The 24941-nt window shown below is 41.3% G+C and carries 20 protein-coding genes and 1 pseudogene; 20 read left to right on the top strand and 1 reads right to left on the bottom strand.

Annotated elements, in window-relative coordinates:
- Nucleotides 1-88: 88 nt before the first annotated feature.
- The 3 genes from ABKJ27_RS05175 (at nt 89) to pyk (ending at nt 5841) form a co-directional block, all read left to right on the top strand.
- Entirely contained in the window at nt 89-3190 is a 3102-nt protein-coding gene (locus ABKJ27_RS05175) for a DNA polymerase III subunit alpha (RefSeq protein WP_410011459.1), read from the top strand.
- Nucleotides 3191-3271: 81 nt separating this feature from the next.
- Nucleotides 3272-4279, top strand: coding sequence for a 6-phosphofructokinase (gene pfkA / locus ABKJ27_RS05170; RefSeq protein WP_000820863.1), 1008 nt, complete (start codon nt 3272-3274; stop codon nt 4277-4279).
- Between the two features lie 56 nt (nt 4280-4335).
- Nucleotides 4336-5841, top strand: coding sequence for a pyruvate kinase (gene pyk / locus ABKJ27_RS05165; protein ID WP_410011458.1), 1506 nt, complete (start codon nt 4336-4338; stop codon nt 5839-5841).
- Between the two features lie 316 nt (nt 5842-6157).
- Here pyk and ABKJ27_RS05160 read toward each other — a convergent pair whose 3' ends face one another.
- The gene (locus ABKJ27_RS05160) at nt 6158-7144 is read right to left on the bottom strand and encodes an L-lactate dehydrogenase (protein ID WP_000204729.1); all 987 of its coding nucleotides are present in this window, start codon (nt 7142-7144) and stop codon (nt 6158-6160) included.
- Between the two features lie 194 nt (nt 7145-7338).
- Here ABKJ27_RS05160 and gyrA point away from each other — a divergent pair, with 194 nt between their 5' ends.
- The 17 genes and pseudogenes from gyrA (at nt 7339) to lepA (ending at nt 24757) form a co-directional block, all read left to right on the top strand.
- Entirely contained in the window at nt 7339-9807 is a 2469-nt protein-coding gene (gene gyrA / locus ABKJ27_RS05155) for a DNA gyrase subunit A (protein WP_410011457.1), read from the top strand.
- Complete coding sequence (locus ABKJ27_RS05150; RefSeq protein ID WP_023947195.1) at nt 9807-10550, top strand: class A sortase; 744 nt, start codon at nt 9807-9809, stop codon at nt 10548-10550. The genes gyrA and ABKJ27_RS05150 overlap by 1 nt, the downstream gene beginning before the upstream one ends.
- Before the next feature lie 142 nt (nt 10551-10692).
- Nucleotides 10693-11490 (top strand): formate/nitrite transporter family protein, encoded by a 798-nt coding sequence (locus ABKJ27_RS05145; RefSeq protein ID WP_020902891.1) that lies wholly within the window; start codon nt 10693-10695, stop codon nt 11488-11490.
- Nucleotides 11491-11637: 147 nt separating this feature from the next.
- Entirely contained in the window at nt 11638-12918 is a 1281-nt protein-coding gene (locus ABKJ27_RS05140) for an O-acetylhomoserine aminocarboxypropyltransferase/cysteine synthase family protein (protein WP_410011456.1), read from the top strand.
- 95 nt (nt 12919-13013) lie between these two features.
- A complete protein-coding gene (locus tag ABKJ27_RS05135; RefSeq protein WP_410011455.1) occupies nt 13014-14288 on the top strand; it encodes a DUF2130 domain-containing protein in 1275 nt (424 codons plus the stop codon).
- Nucleotides 14289-14297: 9 nt separating this feature from the next.
- Nucleotides 14298-14741: a GNAT family N-acetyltransferase gene (locus ABKJ27_RS05130; RefSeq protein WP_203180652.1), complete on the top strand. Its 444-nt coding sequence runs from the start codon at nt 14298-14300 to the stop codon at nt 14739-14741.
- Nucleotides 14742-14772: 31 nt separating this feature from the next.
- Nucleotides 14773-14988 (top strand): annotated as a pseudogene (locus tag ABKJ27_RS05125) (alpha/beta fold hydrolase); the annotation flags it as partial.
- 72 nt (nt 14989-15060) lie between these two features.
- Nucleotides 15061-15939, top strand: a complete 879-nt coding sequence (gene truB / locus ABKJ27_RS05120; protein ID WP_410011454.1) for a tRNA pseudouridine(55) synthase TruB — start codon at nt 15061-15063, stop codon at nt 15937-15939.
- Nucleotides 15940-16050: 111 nt separating this feature from the next.
- Nucleotides 16051-16689: a uridine kinase gene (gene udk, locus ABKJ27_RS05115; protein ID WP_001181376.1), complete on the top strand. Its 639-nt coding sequence runs from the start codon at nt 16051-16053 to the stop codon at nt 16687-16689.
- A 127-nt stretch (nt 16690-16816) separates the two neighbouring features.
- Complete coding sequence (xseA, locus tag ABKJ27_RS05110) at nt 16817-18157, top strand: exodeoxyribonuclease VII large subunit (protein WP_410011453.1); 1341 nt, start codon at nt 16817-16819, stop codon at nt 18155-18157.
- Complete coding sequence (locus ABKJ27_RS05105) at nt 18135-18347, top strand: exodeoxyribonuclease VII small subunit (RefSeq protein WP_000043226.1); 213 nt, start codon at nt 18135-18137, stop codon at nt 18345-18347. Before xseA ends, ABKJ27_RS05105 begins: the two co-directional genes overlap by 23 nt.
- Nucleotides 18344-19219 carry a polyprenyl synthetase family protein gene (locus tag ABKJ27_RS05100; protein WP_060628418.1) on the top strand — a complete coding sequence of 292 codons (876 nt, stop codon included), beginning with the start codon at nt 18344-18346 and terminating at the stop codon, nt 19217-19219. The genes ABKJ27_RS05105 and ABKJ27_RS05100 overlap by 4 nt, the downstream gene beginning before the upstream one ends.
- The gene (locus ABKJ27_RS05095; protein WP_223330072.1) at nt 19212-20027 is read left to right on the top strand and encodes a TlyA family RNA methyltransferase; all 816 of its coding nucleotides are present in this window, start codon (nt 19212-19214) and stop codon (nt 20025-20027) included. The genes ABKJ27_RS05100 and ABKJ27_RS05095 overlap by 8 nt, the downstream gene beginning before the upstream one ends.
- Entirely contained in the window at nt 20020-20451 is a 432-nt protein-coding gene (locus tag ABKJ27_RS05090) for an arginine repressor (protein ID WP_020900686.1), read from the top strand. Before ABKJ27_RS05095 ends, ABKJ27_RS05090 begins: the two co-directional genes overlap by 8 nt.
- A gap of 6 nt (nt 20452-20457) precedes the next feature.
- Nucleotides 20458-22125, top strand: a complete 1668-nt coding sequence (recN, locus tag ABKJ27_RS05085) for a DNA repair protein RecN (RefSeq protein WP_410011452.1) — start codon at nt 20458-20460, stop codon at nt 22123-22125.
- A gap of 1 nt (nt 22126) precedes the next feature.
- Nucleotides 22127-22855: a metallophosphoesterase family protein gene (locus ABKJ27_RS05080; protein WP_410011451.1), complete on the top strand. Its 729-nt coding sequence runs from the start codon at nt 22127-22129 to the stop codon at nt 22853-22855.
- A gap of 78 nt (nt 22856-22933) precedes the next feature.
- Nucleotides 22934-24757, top strand: a complete 1824-nt coding sequence (gene lepA, locus ABKJ27_RS05075) for a translation elongation factor 4 (RefSeq protein ID WP_001047207.1) — start codon at nt 22934-22936, stop codon at nt 24755-24757.
- Nucleotides 24758-24941 lie beyond the last annotated feature (184 nt).

Raw genomic sequence — 24941 nt, 5'->3', positions numbered from 1 at the left:
AGAACTTGAGATTTGCTATCTCAGGTTCTTTTCTTTCTCTTTTTGAAAATGGTATAATATAGTGAGAACAATAGAGGAGAAGTGTAAATTGATCGCACAACTAGATACAAAAACAGTCTATAGTTTTATGGAGAGTGTCATTTCGATAGACAAGTATGTGAGAGCAGCTAAAGAATATGGCTACACTCATCTGGCTATGATGGATATTGACAATCTTTATGGGGCTTTCGACTTTCTAGAGGTTACAAAAAAATATGGCATTCATCCTTTATTAGGGCTGGAAATGAATGTATTTATAGATGATAAGGATGTGAATCTGCGTTTTTTAGCTCTATCTAGTGTGGGTTATCAGCAGTTGATGAAACTTTCAACAGCCAAGATGCAGGGGGAGAAAACTTGGTCAATTCTGTCTCAGTATCTAGAGGATATTGCGGTCATTGTGCCCTATTTTGATGGACTGGATTCGCTAAATTTAGGCTGTGATTACTATATTGGAGTTTATCCAGAAACACTGGCCAGCGAATTTCATCATCCTATTTTACCCCTTTATCGAGTCAATGCCTTTGAAAGCAGGGATAGAGAAGTTCTGCAAGTTTTAACAGCGATTAAAGAAAATCTCCCCCTCAGAGAAGTTCCCTTGCGCTCACGACAAGATGTCTTTATATCAGCAAGTTCTTTAGAGAAACTATTCCAAGAATGTTTTCCTCAAGCCTTGGACAATTTAGAAAAGCTTATTTCAGGTATTTCTTATGATTTGGATACTAGTCTGAAACTGCCTCGCTTTAATCCTGCTAGACCAGCAGTAGAAGAGTTGAGAGAACGTGCTGAATTGGGACTTGTTCAGAAGGGGTTGACTGGTAAAGAATATCAAGACCGTCTAGACCAAGAATTGGCTGTTATTCATGATATGGGCTTTGATGATTATTTCTTGGTTGTTTGGGATTTGTTGCGTTTTGGACGTTCAAATGGCTATTATATGGGGATGGGACGAGGTTCTGCAGTTGGTAGCTTGGTTTCCTATGCTCTAGATATTACAGGGATTGATCCGGTAGAGAAAAATCTGATTTTTGAACGTTTCCTCAATCGTGAACGCTATACCATGCCTGATATTGATATTGATATCCCAGATATTTATCGTCCAGATTTTATCAGATATGTTGGTAATAAATATGGCAGTAAACATGCGGCTCAAATCGTTACTTTTTCTACCTTTGGCGCCAAACAAGCTCTTCGAGATGTCTTGAAGCGCTATGGTGTACCAGAGTATGAATTATCTGCAATTACCAAGAAAATCAGTTTTCGTGATAATCTTAAGTCAGCCTATGAAGGGAACCTCCAGTTTCGTCAGCAAATCAATAGTAAGTTAGAATACCAAAAAGCTTTTGAAATTGCCTGTAAGATTGAGGGTTATCCAAGACAAACCTCTGTCCATGCAGCTGGTGTTGTGATCAGTGACCAAGACTTGACCAACTACATTCCTCTAAAGCATGGCGATGAAATTCCACTGACTCAGTATGATGCTCATGGAGTCGAAGCTAGTGGACTTTTGAAGATGGACTTTCTGGGGCTACGGAATTTGACCTTTGTCCAGAAGATGCAAGAATTACTTGCAGAAATAGAAGGTATTAAGATAGTTATCAACGAGATTGATTTGGAAGACAAAGAAACGCTAGCTCTTTTTGCTTCTGGCAATACAAAAGGTATCTTTCAATTTGAGCAACCTGGTGCCATTCGCTTGCTCAAACGTGTGCAACCAGTTTGTTTTGAAGATGTCGTAGCGACTACTTCCCTAAATCGACCAGGTGCTAGTGACTATATCAATAATTTTGTGGCAAGAAAGCATGGGCAGGAAGAAGTGACTGTTCTAGATCCAGTACTGGAGGATATTTTGGCTCCAACCTATGGCATTATGCTCTATCAGGAGCAGGTTATGCAGGTTGCTCAGCGTTTTGCTGGATTTAGCCTCGGAAAAGCCGATATTTTACGTCGGGCTATGGGGAAAAAAGATGCTTCTGCCATGCATGAGATGAGGGCTTCCTTTATTCAAGGCTCATTAGATGCTGGTCATACTAGGGAAAAGGCAGAGCAGGTCTTTGATGTTATGGAGAAGTTTGCAGGTTATGGATTTAACCGTTCTCACGCCTATGCTTACTCAGCCTTGGCCTTCCAGTTGGCCTATTTTAAAACACATTATCCAGCTATCTTTTATCAGGTCATGTTGAATTCTGCCAACAGTGATTACCTAACAGATGCACTTGAAGCAGGCTTTGAAGTAGCACCATTGTCCATCAATACCATCCCCTATCATGATAAAATTGCCAACAAGTTCATCTATCTAGGTCTGAAATCGATTAAAGGGGTCAGCAATGATTTGGCGCTTTGGATTATAAAAAATAGACCTTATTCTAACATTGAAGATTTTATAGCTAAATTACCTGAGAATTATTTGAAACTTCCTTTGCTAGAACCTTTGGTAAAAGTTGGTCTTTTCGATTCATTTGAAAAAAATCGTCAAAAAGTATTCAATAATTTAGCTAATCTATTTGAATTTGCGAAAGTGTTAGGAAGCTTATTTGGTGATACTATATATAGTTGGCAGGAATCGGAAGATTGGACAGAACAAGAAAAATTCTATATGGAACAAGAGCTTCTAGGAGTGGGAGTTAGCAAACATCCACTACAAGCTATTGCAAGTAAGGCTATCTACCCAATTACACCAATCGGAAATTTGTCAGAAAATAGTCACTCAATTATATTGGTTGAAATTCAGAAAATAAAAGTGATTCGGACCAAAAAGGGTGAAAATATGGCTTTCTTACAGGTGGATGACAGTAAGAAAAAATTGGATGTTACCCTCTTTTCAGATTTATATCGACAGGTTGGTCAGGAAGTAAGAGAAGGAGCCTTCTACTATATAAAAGGAAAAATTCAGTCACGTGACGGTCGTCTGCAAATGATTGCACAAGAAATAAGAGAAGCAGTTGCTGAGCGCTTTTGGATTCAGGTGAAAAATCATGATTTGGATCAAGAAATTTCGAGAATTTTAGACCAGTATAAAGGCCCAATCCCAGTCATTATCAGGTATGAAGAGGAACAGAAAACTATTGTTTCTCCCCATCATTTTGTGACTAAATCTGATGAATTAGAAGCGAAATTGAATGGAATCGTTATGAAAACGATTTATCGCTAAAATTACGGAAAATAGAAGAATTTTCAACGTAAATGTGGTATAATCAGTAAGAATGTTAAAAGAAAAAGGAGCATAACCAATATGAAACGTATTGCTGTTTTGACTAGTGGTGGAGACGCCCCTGGTATGAACGCTGCCATCCGCGCAGTTGTTCGTCAAGCAATTTCAGAAGGAATGGAAGTGTTTGGTATCTATGATGGATATGCTGGTATGGTTGCCGGTGAAATTCATCCCCTAGATGCAGCTTCAGTAGGTGACATCATTTCTCGTGGTGGTACTTTCCTTCACTCAGCTCGCTACCCAGAGTTCGCTCAACTTGAAGGGCAACTTAAAGGGATTGAGCAATTGAAAAAACACGGGATTGAAGGTGTAGTTGTTATTGGTGGTGACGGATCTTACCACGGTGCTATGCGTTTGACTGAACATGGCTTCCCAGCTATCGGTCTTCCTGGTACAATCGATAACGATATCGTTGGTACTGACTTCACAATCGGTTTCGACACAGCGGTTACTACTGCTATGGACGCTATCGATAAGATTCGTGATACATCATCAAGTCACCGTCGTACATTTGTTATCGAAGTTATGGGACGTAACGCAGGTGATATCGCTCTTTGGGCTGGTATTGCAACTGGTGCTGATGAAATCATCATTCCTGAAGAAGGATTCAAGATTGAAGATATCGTAGAAAGCATTAAATGTGGTTACGAGTGTGGTAAAAAACACAATATCATTGTCTTGGCAGAAGGTGTGATGTCAGCAGCTGAATTTGGTCAAAAACTTAAAGAAGCTGGAGATACAAGCGACCTTCGTGTGACAGAACTTGGACATATTCAACGTGGTGGTTCTCCAACTGCGCGTGACCGTGTTTTGGCGTCACGTATGGGTGCGCATGCCGTTAAACTTCTTAAAGAAGGTATTGGTGGTGTTGCGGTTGGTATCCGTAACGAGAAAATGGTTGAAAACCCAATTCTTGGAACTGCAGAAGAAGGAGCTTTGTTTAGCTTGACTGCAGATGGTAAGATTGTGGTTAACAACCCACATAAAGCTGATCTTGAGCTATCTAGCTTGAATAAGAGCTTGTCATAATTTATAATTTTGTTAATAAGACCAAAAAGGTCATATATAAAGGAGTCACAAAAATCATGAACAAACGTGTAAAAATCGTTGCAACTTTGGGACCTGCGGTAGAAATCCGTGGTGGTAAAAAATTCGGTGATGACGGATACTGGGGCGAAAAACTTGATGTTGAAGCTTCAGCTAAAAACATTGCTAAATTGATTGAAGCTGGTGCTAACACATTCCGTTTCAACTTCTCACACGGTGACCATCAAGAACAAGGTGACCGTATGGCAACTGTTAAACTTGCAGAAAAACTTGCAGGTAAAAAAGTTGGTTTCCTTCTTGATACAAAAGGACCAGAAATCCGTACAGAATTGTTCGAAGGTGAAGCTAAAGAGTATTCATACACAACTGGTGAAAAAATCCGTGTTGCGACTAAACAAGGAATCAAATCAACTCGTGATGTGATTGCATTGAACGTTGCTGGTGCTCTTGATATCTATGATGATGTTGAAGTTGGTCGTCAAGTTTTGGTTGACGATGGTAAACTTGGTCTTCGTGTTGTTGCTAAAGATGACGCAACTCGTGAGTTTGAAGTTGAAGTTGAAAACGATGGCGTAATTGCTAAACAAAAAGGTGTTAATATCCCTAACACTAAAATTCCTTTCCCAGCTCTTGCTGAGCGTGATAACGACGATATCCGCTTTGGTCTTGAACAAGGAATTAACTTCATCGCGATTTCATTCGTACGTACTGCAAAAGACGTGAACGAAGTTCGTGCAATCTGTAAAGAAACTGGAAACGGACACGTTCAATTGTTTGCTAAAATAGAAAACCAACAAGGTATCGACAACTTGGATGAAATCATTGAAGCTGCTGATGGTATCATGATTGCTCGTGGTGACATGGGTATCGAAGTACCATTCGAAATGGTTCCAGTTTACCAAAAAATGATTATCAAGAAAGTCAATGCTGCTGGTAAAGTTGTTATCACTGCAACAAACATGCTTGAAACAATGACTGAAAAACCACGTGCAACTCGTTCAGAAGTATCAGACGTATTTAACGCTGTTATCGATGGAACTGACGCAACAATGCTTTCAGGTGAGTCTGCAAATGGTAAATACCCACTTGAGTCAGTAACTACAATGGCTACAATCGACAAGAACGCTCAAACTCTTCTTAACGAATACGGACGTTTGAACTCAGATTCATTTGAACGTAACTCTAAGACAGAAGTAATGGCTTCAGCTGTTAAAGATGCTACTAACTCAATGGACATTAAATTGGTTGTAACTCTTACTAAGACAGGTCACACTGCACGTTTGATCTCTAAATACCGTCCAAATGCTGATATCTTGGCATTGACATTCGACGAATTGACAGAACGTGGGTTGATGTTGAACTGGGGTGTTATCCCAATGTTGACAGACGCTCCATCTTCAACTGACGATATGTTCGAAATCGCTGAACGTAAAGCAGTTGAAGCAGGACTTGTACAATCTGGTGACGATATCGTTATCGTAGCTGGTGTACCAGTTGGAGAAGCTGTTCGTACAAACACAATGCGTATCCGTACAGTACGTTAATCTAACATTAAAAAGCCTATCATATCAAGCTTTCTAGCCTGTATGATGGGCTCTTTTTTTGTCTATGGAGCACAAATGGGGCAAAACTTTTTACTTTCGATTTAATGCGACGGTATCAAGTTCGTCAAATACTGCTTGCTCCATACTTTCATAATGTGAGTTTTGATTTGATGGGGCTGCTTAGCTTCTTTAAAAGTTGTGTCATATCAGTTTTATTGGGATCCTAATTTTATTTTCGCAACCTTCATAAAAGGTTTAGTTTAGAAACAGATAAAAAATAACTCCCTGATGACTCAAGGAGTTATTACTATCTAAATTAGTTTTTAGAAGCAGCTTGGAATTCTGGGTTTTTCCAAGCTTCGTCAATAATAGCTTGTAATTCATTTGCAGATGCTTGCATTTTTTGAGTTTCTGCGTCGTTCAATGGGATATTTACTGGACGAACAATACCATGTGCACCAACAACAGCTGGTTGACCGATAAAGACGTTTTTAACTCCGTATTGACCTTCTTGGAATACTGAAAGTGGAAGTACTGCGTTTTCATCGTCAAGGATTGCTTTAGTAATACGAGCAAGGGCTACTGCGATACCGTAGTATGTTGCACCTTTTTTGTTGATGATTGTGTAAGCTGCGTCACGAACACCTTCGAACAATTCAATCAATTCAGCTTCTTGAACATTTTGAGTGTCTTTAAGGAATTCTTCAAGGTTTACACCAGCGATGTTAGCGTGTGACCAAACAGCGAACTCAGAGTCACCGTGTTCACCCATAATGTAGGCGTGGACTGAACGAGCATCAACATCCAATTTTTCAGCAAGTGCTTGACGGAAACGAGCTGAGTCAAGTGAAGTACCTGAACCGATAACGCGTTCTTTAGGGAATCCAGAGAATTTCCAAGTTGAGTAAGTCAAGACGTCAACTGGGTTAGCAGCAACAAGGAAGATACCTTTGAAACCTGATTCAACAACTTGAGTTACAATTGATTTGTTGATAGCAAGGTTTTTACCTACAAGGTCAAGACGAGTTTCACCTGGTTTTTGAGGCGCACCTGCAGTGATTACAACAAGGTCAGCGTCTGCACAGTCAGAGTATTGAGCTGCATAGATTTTTTTAGGTGAAGTGAAGGCAAGGGCGTGACTAAGGTCAAGCGCGTCACCAACAGCTTTTTCATGCAATTGTGGAATTTCGATAATTCCAAGCTCTTGTGCAATTCCTTGGTTAACAAGTGCAAAAGCGTAAGAAGAACCTACAGCACCATCACCGACAAGGATAACTTTTTTGTGTTGTTTAGTTGAAGTCATTATTCTAAACATCTCCTTAATTTTATTCAGGGATTTCCCCAGTTATTTCAATTTTATCACTTTTAAAAAGCTTTGTCACGGATATGCATTAGAGTTCTTGATGTAAACGTTTTAGTGGTTTTAGATACCTGAAATATAGCGGACATTATGGTATAATATAGTTAATTACTAATAGTGAAATGAGGCATTTATTAATGCAGGATAGAAATTTAGTGAATGTCAATCTGACAAAGGAGATGAAGACGAGCTTTATTGACTACGCTATGAGTGTTATCGTAGCGCGGGCTCTTCCTGATGTTCGAGATGGCTTGAAACCCGTCCACCGTCGGATTCTCTACGGAATGAATGAACTGGGTGTTACTCCAGACAAACCCCATAAAAAATCTGCTCGTATTACAGGGGATGTCATGGGTAAATATCACCCACACGGGGATTCCTCTATCTATGAAGCCATGGTCCGTATGGCTCAATGGTGGAGTTACCGTTACATGCTTGTAGATGGTCATGGGAACTTTGGTTCCATGGACGGTGATGGTGCTGCCGCCCAGCGTTACACTGAGGCACGTATGAGCAAGATTGCTCTGGAAATGCTTCGTGATATTAACAAAAATACAGTTGATTTCGTTGATAACTATGATGCCAATGAACGTGAACCCTTGGTCTTGCCAGCACGTTTTCCTAATCTTTTGGTTAATGGAGCAACTGGTATTGCGGTTGGGATGGCAACCAATATTCCACCTCATAACCTTGGTGAAACCATTGATGCAGTGAAGTTGGTCATGGACAATCCTGAAGTGACCACTAAGGACTTGATGGAAGTCCTGCCTGGACCAGATTTTCCAACTGGTGCTCTTGTTATGGGGAAATCAGGTATTCATAAGGCCTACGAAACAGGTAAAGGTTCTATTGTCCTTCGTTCTCGTACTGAAATTGAAGAAACTAAGACTGGCCGTGAGCGTATTGTTGTAACAGAATTTCCTTATATGGTCAATAAAACAAAGGTGCATGAGCATATTGTTCGTTTGGTTCAGGAAAAACGCATTGAGGGTATTACAGCAGTTCGTGATGAGTCAAACCGCGAAGGGGTTCGATTTGTTATTGAGGTCAAGCGCGATGCCTCAGCCAATGTTATCCTTAATAATCTCTTCAAGATGACCCAGATGCAAACCAACTTTGGTTTCAATATGCTTGCTATCCAAAATGGTGTACCCAAGATTTTGTCCCTTCGTCAGATTTTGGATGCTTATATCGAGCACCAAAAAGAAGTGGTTGTTCGTCGTACTCGTTTTGATAAGGAAAAAGCAGAAGCACGTGCTCACATCTTAGAAGGTCTCTTAATTGCGCTAGACCATATCGACGAAGTGATTCGTATCATCCGTGCTAGTGAAACGGATGCGGAAGCACAAGCTGAGTTGATGAGCAAGTTCAAGCTTTCTGAACGCCAAAGTCAGGCTATCCTTGATATGCGTCTTCGTCGTTTGACAGGTTTGGAACGTGATAAGATTCAGTCTGAGTATGATGACCTCTTGGCTCTGATTGCGGATTTGGCAGATATTCTTGCTAAGCCAGAGCGTGTTTCTCAAATCATCAAAGATGAATTAGATGAAGTCAAGCGTAAGTTTGGCGATCAACGTCGTACGGATTTGATGGTCGGTGAAGTCTTAAGTCTCGAAGATGAAGACTTGATTGAAGAATCAGATGTCTTGATTACACTGTCAAACAAAGGCTACATCAAACGTCTGGACCAAGCTGAATTTACGGCTCAAAAACGTGGTGGTCGTGGTGTCCAAGGAACCGGCGTTAAGGATGATGATTTTGTTCGTGAGTTAGTGTCAACTAGCACCCATGATCACCTACTCTTCTTTACAAATAAAGGACGTGTCTATCGCCTGAAAGGCTATGAAATTCCTGAGTATGGCCGTACAGCTAAGGGCTTGCCAATCGTCAATCTTTTGAAATTGGATGAAGGTGAAAGTATTCAGACCATCATCAATGTTGAATCTGAACGCAGCGATGATGCTTACCTCTTCTTCACAACTCGTCATGGTATTGTGAAGAGAACCAGCGTTAAGGAATTTGCTAACATTCGTCAAAATGGACTTAAGGCTTTAAACCTCAAGGATGAAGATGAGTTGATTAATGTCTTGCTGACAGAAGAGGACACGGATATTATCATTGGTACCAAGTTTGGTTATTCAGTTCGCTTTAATCAATCAGCAGTTCGTGGTATGAGTCGTATCGCTACGGGTGTCAAAGGTGTTAACCTTCGTGACGGAGACACAGTTGTTGGTGCTAGTGTGATTACAGACCAGGACGAGGTTCTTATCATCACAGAAAAGGGGTATGGTAAGCGCACAGTTGCGACCGAATATCCAACTAAAGGTCGTGGTGGTAAAGGGATGCAAACCGCTAAGATTACAGAAAAGAACGGTTCTCTTGCTGGTCTTATGACCGTTAAAGGCGATGAAGATTTGATGATTATCACTGATACTGGTGTCATGATTAGAACCAATGTTGCCAATATTTCACAAACAGGTCGCTCAACTATGGGAGTTAAAGTGATGCGCCTAGATCAAGATGCTAAAATTGTAACCTTTACTACGGTTGCAGCTGCAGAAAAAGAAGAAGTTGGGACAGAAAACGAAACAGAAGGTGAAGCATAATGTCTCATAAAAAGAATAAAAAGAAAACAAACCGTAAAAATTTACTAATCAATATCTTGGCAGGATTCTTAATCATCTTGTCAATAGCTTTGATTTTCAATTCAAAAATTCGTGATATGTTCATGGTTTGGAATACCAATAAATACCAAGTCAGCCAGGTATCAAAAGAAAAATTGGAAGAAAATCAAGATACAGAAGGGAATTTTGACTTTGATTCCGTAAAAGCCATCTCGTCAGAAGCTGTCTTGTCCTCACAATGGGATTCGCAAAAATTGCCAGTTATCGGTGGAATTGCTGTCCCTGAGGTAGAAATTAACTTGCCTATTTTTAAGGGACTGGATAATGTCAATCTTTTCTATGGAGCTGGTACAATGAAGCGTGATCAAGTGATGGGGAAAGGAAACTATTCCCTTGCGAGCCATCATATCTTCACGGCGGAGAACGCCAGCCAAATGCTCTTTTCTCCATTATCACGCGCTAAAAATGGGATGAAAATTTATCTAACTGATAAGGATAAAGTTTATACCTATGAAATCCGTGAAGTGAAGCATGTGACTCCAGATCGCGTTGATGAGATTGATGACCGTACTGGAGTTGATGAAATCACACTTGTAACCTGTGTTGACTATGATGCGACAGAACGTATTATCGTAAAAGGTGACTTGAAAGATACAAAAGATTATTCACAAACACCTGAAGAAATTCTAACAGCTTTCAATCAACCATATAAACAACGTTATTAAAGATAAATCAGTAAAATCTTAGGTTTTACTGATTTTTTATAGATTGAATTTCAAAATAAACTGTTATGAAATACAGAAAACGCTTCCTAATATTGAAAGTTTGTGATATAATTATCAGGTAAAAAATTTTTAGGAGTTTATTATGGTTTCTTCAGAATTTATCTCAAAGATTGAATTTGCTTGCAAGAAGAAAGAAAGTCTTTATAGTCAAAGCAAATTTAAGTATGCGATTCGTTCTATGTTTGCAGGTGCATTTTTAACCTTCAGTACTGCTGCTGGTGCAGTTGGAGCTGACTTGATTAATAAAATTGCACCAGGTAGTGGACGTTTCCTCTTCCCATTTGTCTTTGCTTGGGGCTTGGCCTACATTGTTTTCTTGAATGCCGAGTTGGTAACATCAAACATGATGTTCTTGACTGCTGGTAGTTTCTTGAAAAAAATCTCTTGGAGAAAAACAGCTGAGATTTTACTTTACTGTACCTTGTTCAACCTTATCGGGGCTTTGATAGCAGGTTGGGGCTTTGCCCACTCAGCAGCCTATGCACATCTGACTCACGATAGTTTCATCTCAGGGGTTGTTGAGATGAAGTTAGGCCGTTCAAATGAATTAATCTTGCTTGAGGCGATTTTGGCAAATATTTTCGTAAATATTGCGATTCTTTCATTTGTTTTGGTCAAAGATGGTGGTGCTAAACTATGGCTCGTTTTATCAGCGATTTACATGTTTGTATTCTTAACAAACGAGCACATTGCTGCGAACTTTGCTTCTTTCGCGATTGTAAAATTCAGTGTTGCTGCTGACTCAATTGCCAACTTCGGTATTGGAAATATGCTTCGCCACTGGGGTGTAACCTTCATCGGAAACTTTATCGGAGGAGGCCTCTTGATGGGTCTTCCATATGCCTTCCTCAATAAAAATGAAGATACTTATGTAGATTAAGAAAATGAGCACGATTGAGTCGTGCTTTTTTCATTTTTAAAATAAGGTAATAGTTATTTACTATATCAAAATATAGAAAACTGATATTTGTAAACTATACCTTAAGGTGCTACAATATCTTTAATCAAACTATTTGGAGGTCGCCTTATGACTCGTGATTTTAAATTTGAAACTTTGCAACTGCATGCTGGTCAAGTTGTGGATCCAGCTACCAAGTCTCGTGCAGTGCCGATTTATCAAACAACATCCTTTGTTTTTGATGATACGCAGGAAGGTGCGGATTTGTTTGCCTTGAGAAAACCAGGAAATATCTATACTCGTATTACCAATCCTACAACAGCGGCCTTTGAAGAAAGAATCGCTGCTCTTGAAGGTGGTGTTGGAGCTCTTGCAACCGCATCAGGGATGGCCGCGGTGACTTATACGATTTTAGCGCTTGCCCATGCTGGAGACCATGTTGTAGCGGCCTCAACTATTTACGGCGGAACCTTCAATCTCTTGAAAGAAACCCTTCCTCGTTATGGGATTACAACAACCTTTGTCGATATTGATAATTTGGAGGAAGTGGAAGCAGCAATCAATGACAATACCAAGCTTGTCTTGATTGAAACCTTGGGCAACCCCTTGATTAACATTCCAGATTTGGAAAAATTGGCAGAGATTGCTCATAAGCATCAGATTCCACTCGTTTCTGACAATACCTTTGCTACACCTTATTTGATTAACGTCTTTTCTCACGGTGTAGATATTGCCATTCACTCTGCGACTAAGTTTATCGGTGGGCATGGTACGACTATTGGTGGAGTGATTGTCGATAGTGGTCGTTTTGACTGGGCGGCTTCAGGAAAATTCCCTCAATTTGTTGAGGAAGACCCAAGCTACCACAATTTGAGCTATACTCGTGATGTGGGTGCAGCAGCCTTTATTATCGCAGTCCGTGTTCAATTGCTCCGTGATACAGGTGCGGCCTTGTCGCCATTTAATGCCTTCTTGTTACTCCAAGGACTTGAAACCCTGTCACTTCGAGTGGAACGCCATGTACAAAATGCAGAGAAAATTGTTGATTTCCTTGTCAATCATCCTAAGGTAGAAAAGGTAAATTATCCAAAACTTGCAGATAGTCCTTACCATGCCTTGGCTGAGAAATACTTACCAAAAGGTGTGGGCTCAATCTTTACCTTCCATGTCAAAGGTGGCGAGGCAGAAGCACGCAAGGTAATTGATCATTTAGAAATCTTCTCTGATCTTGCAAACGTGGCAGATGCCAAGTCTCTTGTTGTCCACCCAGCCACAACCACTCACGGTCAATTGTCAGAAAAAGATCTGGAAGCAGCAGGTGTCACACCAAACCAAATCCGCTTGTCAATCGGACTTGAAAATGTAGATGATTTGATCGAAGATTTGCGCTTGGCCTTGGAAAAAATTTAAAGTAAAAGAAGATAAATAGTGGGTTTCGACTCACTGTTTTTGATTTTCCCTCAGGCATGATATAATGGTTAAAGAAGTCTAGAAAGAGGAACGATATGAACGAAATCAAATGTCCTAACTGTGGGGAAGTCTTTACAGTAAATGAGAGTCAGTATGCCGAACTCTTGTCCCAAGTGAGAACGGCAGAGTTTGATAAGGAACTACACGATAGGATGAAGCAGGAACTGGCCTTGGCTGAGCAAAAGGCTATGAATGAACAACAGTCTAAACTAGCTCAAAAAGACCAAGAAATCGCGCAATTGCAGAGTCAAATCCAAAACTTTGATACAGAAAAAGAATTGGCCAAGAAAGAGGTTGAACAGACAAGCCATCAGGCCTTATTGGCTAAGGATAAGGAAGTACAGGCCTTGGAAAACCAATTGGCTACCTTGCGTTTGGAGCATGAAAATCAACTACAAAAGACCCTTTCTGACCTAGAAAAAGAACGCGATCAGGTCAAAAATCAGCTCCTATTACAAGAAAAAGAAAATGAGTTATCTCTAACTTCCCTCAAGCAAAACTACGAAGCCCAGCTCAAGGCAGTTAGTGAACAAGTCGAATTTTATAAGAATTTCAAAGCCCAACAATCTACAAAAGCGATTGGGGAAAGTCTGGAACAGTATGCAGAGAGTGAGTTTAACAAGGTCCGCAGCTTTGCCTTTCCAAATGCTTACTTTGAGAAGGATAACAAGGTTTCAGCGCGTGGGTCTAAGGGGGACTTTATCTTCCGTGAATGTGATGAAAATGGAGTCGAAATTATTTCCATCATGTTTGAGATGAAAAATGAAGCAGATGGAACAGAGAAGAAGCACAAGAACGCGGATTTCTACAAGGAATTAGACAAGGACCGTCGGGAGAAGAACTGTGAGTATGCCGTTTTGGTGACCATGCTTGAAGCTGATAACGACTACTTTAACACAGGGATTGTTGACGTCAGCCACGAGTATGAAAAGATGTATGTGGTTCGCCCTCAGTTTTTTATCCAGTTGATTGGGCTCTTGCGTAATGCGTCGCTAAATTCCCTAAAATACAAGCAAGAGTTGGCCTTGGTTCGGGAGCAAAATATTGACATCACTCATTTTGAGGAAGATTTGGATGCCTTTAAACTAGCCTTTGCCAAGAACTATAATTCAGCTTCGACCAACTTTGGAAAAGCTATTGATGAAATCGACAAGGCCATTAAGCGCATGGAAGAGGTTAAAAAGTTCCTAACAACATCTGAAAACCAACTCCGCCTTGCAAACAATAAATTGGAAGATGTTTCCGTCAAAAAATTGACCCGAAAAAATCCAACCATGAAAGCGAAGTTTGAAGCATTGAAGGGGGAATAGGAGGATCCTATGCAGATACGAAAAGCAACAATGAAAGATGCTGAAGCACTACTGTCTCTATACGAAGACTTGGGCTATCCAACGACCGCTTCTAAACTGTCTCGACGTTTAGAAATGATTCTTTCTCAACCACATTATGGCTGTCTTCTAGCTGAAAGAAACGGAGAAATTTTAGGTTTCTTAGGTTATGCGAAGCTCTTCTTTTTTGAAGCAGATGGATCTTACTATCGTATTTTAGCTTTGTCAGTTGCAAAAGAAACAAGACGACAAGGAATTGCTAGTATGCTAATCGATGCATTGAAAAAACAAGCGGTAAAAGAAGGAGTTGAGGCACTGGCTCTAAATAGTGGATTAACCGCTGAACGAAATGCTGCACATCAGTTTTATCAGGCAGTTGGATTTGAAAAAGTGACTGCCGGCTTTGCCTTGCATTTAAAAACTCAACATAGATAAATCATGAAAAAATAGTAGAGGGAACGAAGTAATATCTTCAACAAAAGGGAAAAACTTATATTTTAACGACAAGGGCATGGATTATCTGGCCTTTGGTAAAGGAAAGAAGTCTCTCGTTATCATACCAGGGTTGGGGGATGGATTACAGACAGTTAGGGGCATGGCACAAATGCTAGCTTTAACTTACCGAGAATTGGTCAAGGTTTATAAAGTTTATGTTTTTAGTCGCATCAATAAGTTGCCAGAGTGCAGCCATGCACTTTATGAACAGAGTAAGAATTTTCAAAAGAGAGTTTTAGTATTTTTAGAAAGTTAATGAATGAACGGTATTATCAACTTAAAAAAAGAAGCGGGCATGACCTCGCATGATGCGGTTTTTAAACTGCGTAAGATTTTGGGAACCAAGAAGATTGGTCATGGTGGAACCTTGGATCCGGATGTGGTGGGTGTTTTGCCCATTGCGGTTGGCAAAGCGACACGCATGGTCGAATTTATGCAGGATGAGGGCAAGGTCTATGAGGGGGAAATCACTCTGGGCTATTCCACGACGACAGAGGATGCTAGTGGGGAAGTGGTCGCTGAGACATCCGTTTTGTCGCCCTTGGATGAAAATCTTGTCGATGAAGCAATCGCTAGTTTGACTGGGTCTATTACTCAGATTCCGCCTATGTACTCTGCGGTTAAGGTTAATGGTCGCAAGCTCTATGAGTATGCGCGTGCTGGTCAGGAAGTGCAGCGTCCAGAACGTCAGGTGACCATTTATCAATTTGAACGGACAAGTCCGATTTCTTATGAGGGTCATCTTGCACGATTCACTTTTCGTGTGAAATGTAGCAAGGGAACCTATATTCGTACCTTATCGGTTGACTTGGGAGAAAAACTTGGCTATGCGGCCCATATGTCACATTTGACACGGACTAGTGCTGCCGGTCTACAGCTTGAAGATGCTCTTACATTGGAAGAAATTGCTGAAAGAGTGGAGATTGGTCAACTGGACTTTCTCCATCCTCTAGAGATTGGGACAGGAGACCTCGTCAAAGTTTTTCTAAGTTCAGAAGAGGCTACAGAAGTGCGCTTTGGTCGTTTTATCGAGCTCGCCCAAACAGACCAAGAATTAGCTGCCTTTGAGGGAGATAAATTGCTAGCTATTTTAGAAAAAAGGGACAATCTCTACAAGCCAAGGAAGGTTTTTAGCTAGTCTAACTGGGTGTAGGGATTGGAAATGTTTCCCTAAGACTATGCAAATCAGACTATAAATTTCCCAAAAATTATGATAGAATAGACGACGGATAAAAAAACGGAGGATAGCATGCAAAATAGACCAATCATTATCGGAGTGACAGGTGGTTCTGGTGGAGGTAAGACCAGTGTTTCAAGAGCCATTTTATCGCATTTCCCTGATGAAAAGATTTCCATGATTGAGCATGATTCATACTACAAGGATCAGTCTCATTTGACCTTTGAAGAGCGTGTCAAAACCAACTATGACCATCCTTTTGCTTTTGATACAGACTTGATGATTGAGCAGATTAAGGAATTGTTGGCAGGGCGTCCAGTGGATATTCCGACTTATGACTATACAGAGCATACACGAAGCAGCAAGACCTATCGTCAGGAGCCTCAAGATGTCTTTATCGTTGAGGGGATTTTGGTCTTAGAGGACAAGCGCCTGCGCGATTTGATGGATATCAAGATTTTTGTGGATACGGATGATGATGTGCGCATTATTCGTCGGATCAAGCGTGATATGGAAGAGCGTGGCCGTAGTCTTGATAGCGTTATTGACCAGTACTTAGGCGTGGTTAAACCAATGTACCATCAGTTTATCGAACCAACCAAGCGTTATGCTGATATCGTCATTCCTGAAGGGGTTAGCAATACCGTTGCTATTGACCTTTTGACGACCAAGATTGCAAAGATTTTGGAAGAAGCTCGAAACAGCAAATAATCAGATGTGGAGGCCTTGCCTCCTTTTTCTATTTTTCCCTTATAATGGTACATAAATGAAGATTTTTAGGCATAATTTTGGTATAATAATACCCATGAAAGAGCAAGGAAATGAATAGTAGGTGGAGATGGAAAAGTATTTATCGGTAACAACTTTGACCAAATATCTGAAAATGAAATTCGATAAAGACCCTTACTTGGAACGGGTCTATTTAACTGGTCAAGTTTCCAACTTTCGTAAACGACCTACTCACCAATATTTCTCCCTAAAGGATGACCATGCAGTTATTCAAGCGACTATTTGGTCTGGGGTTTATCAGAAATTAGGTTTCGACCTAGAAGAAGGAATGAAAATCAATGTGATTGGGCGTGTGCAGGTCTATGAACCAAGTGGTAGCTACTCCATCATCATTGAAAAGGCAGAGCCTGATGGGGTTGGGGCGCTTGCGATTCAGTTTGAACAACTCAAGAAAAAATTGACAGAAGAAGGCCTGTTTCAAGAACGCTTCAAGCAACCTCTGCCCCAATTTTCTAAGAGAATTGGTGTAGTAACCAGTCGCAGTGGAGCCGTTATTCGAGATATTATCACGACCGTCAGCAGGCGATTTCCAGGTGTCGATATCCTACTTTATCCAACTAAGGTGCAAGGAGATGGAGCAGCAGAAGAAATTGCTCGAAATATTGCGCGTGCCAATCAACGTGACGATTTGGATTTGCTGATTATTGGTCGTGGTGGAGGTTCTATCGAGGATCTCTGGGCCTTTAACGAAGAGATTGTGGTACGGGCTATTTTTGAATCTCGCTTGCCAATCATTTCTAGTGTGGGACATGAGACGGATGTGACCTTGGCGGATTTTGTGGCAGATAGACGGGCTGCGACGCCAACGGCGGCAGCTGAACTGGCAACACCTGTGACCAAGTTGGATGTGTTAGCACATTTGCAAAATCAGGAAAAACGAATGGCAACGGCAGTCCGAAATGTCCTATCTAAGAAACAAGAAGCTTTGAAAAAATGCAGTCAGTCTGTTATCTTTAGACAGCCAGAGCGCTTGTATGATGGCTATTTGCAACGCTTGGATCAACTACAACTGCGCTTAAAACAAAGTTTACGTACACGGATTTCTGATAACAAACAAGTCGTTCAAGCAAGGATACATCGACTGGTTCAATTATCACCTGTTACCAAAATTCAACGCTCTCAAGACCGTCTAGGTCAGTTGGACAAGCTCCTCCGTAGCCAAATGGCGCTGGTTTATGATGCCAAGGTTGCTGAAGTGAAGCGACTTTCGGAAGCCTTGCTGATGTTAGATACAAGTCGAATTGTGGCGCGTGGTTATGCTATTGTCAAAAAAGAAGAGTCCGTTGTAGATTCAGTTGATAGTTTGAAGAAAAAAGACCAAGTGACGCTTTTGATGCGAGATGGTCAAGTAGAATTAGAGGTTAAAGATGTCAAAACAAAAGAAATTTGAGGAAAATCTAGCAGAACTGGAGACTATTGTCCAAAGTTTGGAAAATGGTGAAATTGCTCTGGAAGATGCCATTGCTGCCTTTCAAAAGGGCATGGTCTTGTCAAAAGAGCTTCAAGCGACATTGGACAAGGCTGAAAAGACCTTGGTAAAGGTCATGCAAGAAGATGGAACAGAAAGTGATTTTGAATGAAGAAGCAAGAAAAATTAGCTCTTGTTGAGTCTGCTTTGGAAGACTTTTATGGAGACCAGCAGTTTGCCTCTAGTTTGCGAGAATCTGTTCTCTATTCCATTCATGCTGGCGGCAAGCGTATTCGACCTTTTCTCTTGTTAGAAGTTCTGGAAGCCTTGCAGGTCGCTATTAAACCTGCTCATGCGCAGGTGGCTGCGGCCTTGGAAATGATTCATACAGGTAGTTTGATTCACGATGATCTTCCAGCTATGGATGATGATGATTACCGTCGAGGGCGGTTAACCAATCACAAGAAATTTGGAGAAGCAATGGCCATTTTGGCAGGAGATGCTTTGTTCCTAGATCCTTATGCCTTGATAGCGCAGGCAGATTTGCCAAGTCAGATCAAGGTAGACTTGATAGCCAACCTATCTCTTGCATCAGGAAGTCTGGGCATGGTAGCAGGACAGGTTTTGGATATGGAGGGCGAACACCAGCACTTGTCTTTGGAAGAACTCCAGACCATTCATGCTAATAAGACTGGGAAACTACTAGCCTATCCCTTTCAAGCGGCTGCTATTATAGCCGAATTGGCACCTGAGATGCAGGTGAAGCTGAAAACTGTTGGTGAATTGATTGGGCTTGCTTTTCAAGTTCGAGATGATGTACTGGATGTGACCGCTAGTTTTGAAGAAATTGGCAAGACACCACAAAAGGACATACAGGCAGAAAAGTCAACCTATCCAGCCTTGTTGGGCTTGGAAGAGGCTATTGACTTTTGCAATCAAACTTTGGATCAAGCTAATGCCAAATTAGAAGAAATTGCCCAGCAGGTTCCCTTTGAAATAGAATCGATTGTAAGTGTAGTAGAAAGTTTGAGGATCAATGGCTAAGGAAAGAGTGGATGTACTAGCTTATAAACAGGGCTTGTTTGAAACGAGAGAGCAGGCCAAGCGTGGTGTAATGGCTGGCTTAGTCGTAGCAGTCCTTAATGGAGAACGGTTTGACAAGCCAGGAGAGAAAATCCCGGACGACACTGAGCTGAAACTCAAGGGTGAAAAACTCAAGTATGTCAGCCGTGGTGGCTTGAAATTAGAAAAGGCCTTGCAGGTCTTTGATTTGTCAGTGGAAGGAGCTACAACGATTGATATCGGGGCCTCTACTGGTGGCTTTACCGATGTTATGCTGCAAAATGGTGCTGAGTTAGTCTTTGCAGTTGATGTTGGTACCAATCAATTAGCTTGGAAACTACGCCAAGACCCACGGGTGGTTAGCATGGAGCAGTTCAATTTCCGCTATGCAGAAAAGACTGATTTCGAAAAGGAACCGAGCTTTGCCAGTATTGATGTGAGTTTCATTTCCCTCAGTCTGATTCTTCCGGCCTTGCACCGTGTATTGGCAGATCAAGGTCAGGTTGTGGCTTTGGTTAAGCCCCAGTTTGAAGCAGGACGTGAGCAGATTGGGAAAAATGGAATTATTCGCGATGCCAAAGTCCATCAGAATGTTCTTGAATCTGTCACAGCTATGGCAGTAGAGGAAGGATTTTCAGTTCTTGGTTTGGACTTTTCTCCCATCCAAGGTGGTCATGGCAATATTGAATTTTTAGCGTATTTGAAAAAAGAAGAGTCAGCAAGCAATCAGGTTCTTGCTGAGATTGAAGAAGTAGTAGAGAGGGCGCATAGTCAATTTAAAAATGAATAAAAAAGAGAGACTTGAAAAAATTAGACGATTTGTGACAGATTATCAAATCGGTACGCAAGAAGAAATTGTAGAACATTTGAAAGAGGCGGGCATCACTGCCACTCAGGCAACGGTATCCCGAGATATCAAAGAGCTAGGCATTGTCAAAATTCCTTTGAGAGACAACACCTATGTCTATGAATTGCCAAAATCAATCGTAAAAAGTTTGCAACTGGCTGAAGACAATATCGAATCGGCTGAATTGATGGATAAGATGATCAATCTCCAAGTCATTCCAGGAAATACAGCTTTTGTAAAAGCTCAGTTAATTGAGACTTTTGCGGACAAGATTTTTAGCTGTTTAGCTGATGATAGCTCGATTTTAGTCATTGCAAGAAGTGAAAGTCTAGCTGAGGAAATCTTTGAACAAGTAAAAAATTGGTAGGTCTGTATGTTACTTGAAATTTCGATAAAAAACTTTGCCATTATTGAGGCTATTTCCCTCAATTTTGAGAAAGGTATGACTGTCCTGACTGGTGAAACGGGTGCAGGGAAGTCAATTATCATTGATGCCATGAATATGATGTTGGGAGCTCGTGCGACGACAGATGTTATTCGTCATGGTGCGCCAAAGGCAGAGATAGAGGGGCTTTTCTCAGTTGAGAATAGTCGCCTTTTACAGGAAATTTTTGATGAGCAAGGTTTAGAAATGGGGGATGAAATTATCATCCGTCGGGAAATCTTGCAAAATGGTCGGAGTATTAGTCGTGTCAATGGCCAGATGGTTAATCTATCTGTTTTGCGTGCTATTGGGCAACATCTGGTAGATATTCATGGTCAGCATGACCAAGAAGAGTTAATGCGCCCTCAACTGCATATCCAGATGTTGGATGAATTCGGTGACGTAGCTTTTTGGGACCTAAAAGAAACCTATCAAACGAGTTTTGATGCCTATCGAAAAATGCGTAAGCAGGTTTTGGAAGTCAAGAAAAACCAACAGGAACACAAGGCTCGTATTGAAATGTTGGAATTTCAAATGGCAGAGATTGAGGCGGCAAACTTGCAGGCTGGAGAAGACCTGGCTCTAAACCAAGAGCGAGAGAAGCTCCTCAACCATAAAAACATTGCGGATACATTGACCAATGCCTACAGTATGTTAGATAATGAAGAGTTTTCAAGTCTGGCCAATGTTCGTTCAGCTATGAATGACATGGAAAGTGTCGAAGAGTATGACCCTGAATACCGTGAAATTTCGAGTTCTCTGTCTGAGACCTACTATGTCTTAGAAGACATTAGCAAACGTTTGGAAGCAATCATTGAGGATCTAGATTTTGATGGTAATCGCCTCATGCAGGTCGAGAATCGTTTGGACCTCCTTCATACTATTACTCGTAAGTATGGTGGGACTGTTGACGATGTCTTGCTCTATTTCGCCAAGATTACGGAAGAATACAACCTCTTGACAGGCAATAACCTCTCGTCTGAGGACATGGAAGCTGAGCTTAAGAAATTGGAAGTTAACCTTGTCGACTTGGCGGGTCAGCTTGCATCTGCTCGTCATGCCTTGGCTCAGCAGCTTGAAGCTGAGATTAAACAAGAACTACAAGATCTTTATATGGAAAAAGCCCAGTTTCAGGTTCGTTTTAGCAAGGGCAAATTCAGTCGTGAGGGAAATGAAATGGTCGAGTTTTACATTTCAACCAACCCTGGTGAAGACTTTAAACCCTTGGTTAAGGTTGCGTCTGGCGGGGAATTATCCCGTCTCATGCTAGCAATTAAGTCTGCCTTTTCTCGTAAAGAGGGCAAGACTAGTATTGTCTTTGATGAGGTGGATACAGGAGTTTCAGGTCGTGTAGCTCAGGCTATTGCTCAGAAGATTCACAAGATTGGCCAGCATGGTCAGGTTCTAGCTATTTCCCATTTACCACAAGTGATTGCGATTGCGGATTATCAATTCTTTATTGAGAAGATTAGCAATGATCATTCAACAGTTTCGACTGTTCGTCTCTTGACGGTTGAAGAGCGAGTGGAAGAAGTTGCCAAGATGCTGGCAGGTGATGATGTGACAGAAGCAGCCCTGACGCAAGCCAGAGAATTGTTGAGAAACAGGGAGAAATAAGATGACAGACTATTATGTAATTGGAGATGTTCACGGAAAAGCTGGAATGCTGGAAGACCTTCTCAAAACATGGGATGGTCAGACTCAGTTGCTCTTTCTAGGAGATTTGATTGACCGTGGTGAGGATAGTCGCCGCGTCCTTGAAATGGTCAAGGACTTAGTGGACAATCAAGGGGCTATCTGTTTGTCAGGAAACCACGAGTATATGTTTCTGACTTGGCTTGATGATCCTGAAGAAAGCTATGACCACTATCGTCGCAATGGTGGTGATACAACCATTAACTCTATCCTAGGTCGTCCCTTGGATGCACCAGTTGACGGGATTGAGGATGCCAAGCGTGTTGCCACTGAAGCGGCAGATTTGGTCGAATTCATTCGTCAAATGCCTTTTGTTGTAGAGACAGACAAGTATATCTTTGTTCACGCAGGTATTGATTTGACCTTGGATGACTGGCATGAAACCACAGATTATAAAAAAGTATGGCTCAGAAAACCATTCCACGAAGCAGAAAATCATACTGGAAAAATCATTGTCTTTGGTCATACGCCAGTTTATGGTTTGTTAAAGCAAGAGCGTGGTACTGCTGAGCTTTGGACTACAGAAGATGGCAAGATTGGGATGGATGGAGGAGCTGTTTATGGTGGTGTCCTTCATGGAATTGTCTTTACAGACCAAGGAATGATAGAACATCACTTTATCGAAAATGACGGCTTTGTTGCTGAAGATTAGTACTCCTGGCAGGGTATGGTCTTGTCAAAATGTCAAAAACAATTTATAATAAATAGATACCCTGAAAGGAAGAGAATCATGAACTTAGAAGAATTGAAAAAACGACAGGAGAAGATCCGTAACTTCTCTATTATCGCCCATATTGACCACGGGAAATCAACTCTAGCAGACCGCATTTTGGAAAAAACAGAGACGGTTTCAAGTCGTGAAATGCAGGCCCAGCTTTTGGACAGTATGGATCTAGAGCGGGAACGTGGGATTACCATTAAGTTGAATGCCATCGAGCTGAATTATACTGCTAAAGATGGGGAAACTTATATTTTCCACTTGATTGACACGCCGGGGCACGTAGACTTCACCTATGAAGTTTCACGTTCGCTAGCTGCCTGTGAGGGAGCGATTTTGGTGGTCGATGCCGCTCAAGGGATTGAGGCCCAAACCCTTGCCAACGTTTATCTGGCCTTGGACAATGATTTGGAAATCATGCCAGTCATTAATAAAATTGACCTGCCAGCTGCAGATCCTGAGCGCGTGCGTACTGAGATTGAGGATGTCATTGGTTTGGATGCCAGTGAAGCAGTTTTGGCTTCTGCTAAGGCTGGTATTGGCATCGAAGAAATTCTAGAGCAAATCGTAGAAAAAGTGCCAGCGCCAACAGGTGATGTGACGGCACCACTTAAGGCCTTGATTTTCGACTCTGTTTATGATGCTTACCGTGGAGTTATTCTTCAAGTGCGTGTCATGGATGGGGTGGTCAAACCTGGCGATAAGATTCAGCTTATGAGCAATGGCAAGACTTTTGATGTTACGGAAGTCGGTATCTTTACACCCAAGGCAGTTGGTCGTGATTTCCTTGCTACTGGTGACGTTGGATATATCGCTGCATCTATCAAGACAGTTCAGGACACTCGTGTGGGTGATACCGTTACCTTGGCAACCAATCCTGCGGCTGAGCCATTACATGGTTACAAACAAATGAATCCTATGGTCTTTGCGGGTCTATATCCTATCGAGTCAAACAAGTACAATGACCTACGTGAAGCGCTTGAAAAATTGCAACTGAATGATGCTAGTCTGCAGTTTGAACCAGAAACATCTCAGGCACTTGGATTTGGTTTCCGTTGTGGTTTCCTTGGACTTCTCCATATGGATGTTATCCAAGAGCGTTTGGAACGTGAGTTCAACATTGACCTCATCATGACAGCTCCATCTGTTATCTATAAGGTTAACTTGACCGACGGTGAGTCTATGGATGTATCTAACCCATCTGAGTTCCCAGACCCAACTAAGATTGCGACCATTGAAGAGCCTTATGTTAAGGCGCAAATAATGGTACCGCAAGAGTTTGTTGGAGCAGTGATGGAATTGGCTCAGCGCAAGCGTGGAGACTTCGTGACTATGGACTATATTGATGATAACCGTGTCAATGTTATCTATCAAATTCCACTTGCTGAAATCGTATTTGACTTCTTTGATAAGCTTAAGTCATCTACTCGTGGTTATGCAAGCTTTGACTACGAATTGTCAGAGTACCGCCCATCTAAGCTAGTGAAAATGGATATCCTTCTCAATGGAGACAAGGTGGATGCCCTCAGCTTTATCGTTCACAAGGACTTTGCTTATGAACGTGGGAAACTCATCGTTGATAAGCTTAAGAAAATCATCCCTCGCCAACAATTTGAGGTTCCAATTCAAGCAGCTATTGGACACAAGATTGTGGCTCGTACTGATATCAAGGCCCTTCGTAAGAACGTACTTGCTAAATGTTATGGTGGTGACGTTTCGCGTAAGCGCAAACTCCTTGAAAAACAAAAAGCTGGTAAGAAACGTATGAAAGCTATCGGATCAGTAGAAGTTCCACAAGAAGCCTTTCTTAGCGTCTTGAGCATGGATGAGGAATAAGTTATCATAATTGTTTTTCTTGTTAACAGGAAATTTACAGAAGAATCAATAGTAAAACAGGCTTAAATAGGCCTGTTTTTTGCATTTATAATAGGATTAAATCGTTTAAAGTGTTTGTTTTAAATGTTTGTTTTGGTTGTAAAGATAAAAAATAAACAAAATAATCAAAAAAAGGACAAAAAAC

It is taken from the genome of Streptococcus sp. KHUD_011 (assembly GCF_046352925.1).
In the GTDB taxonomy this organism is placed as follows: Bacteria; Bacillota; Bacilli; order Lactobacillales; family Streptococcaceae; genus Streptococcus.
This window is presented reverse-complemented; position numbering and strand designations above follow the sequence as displayed.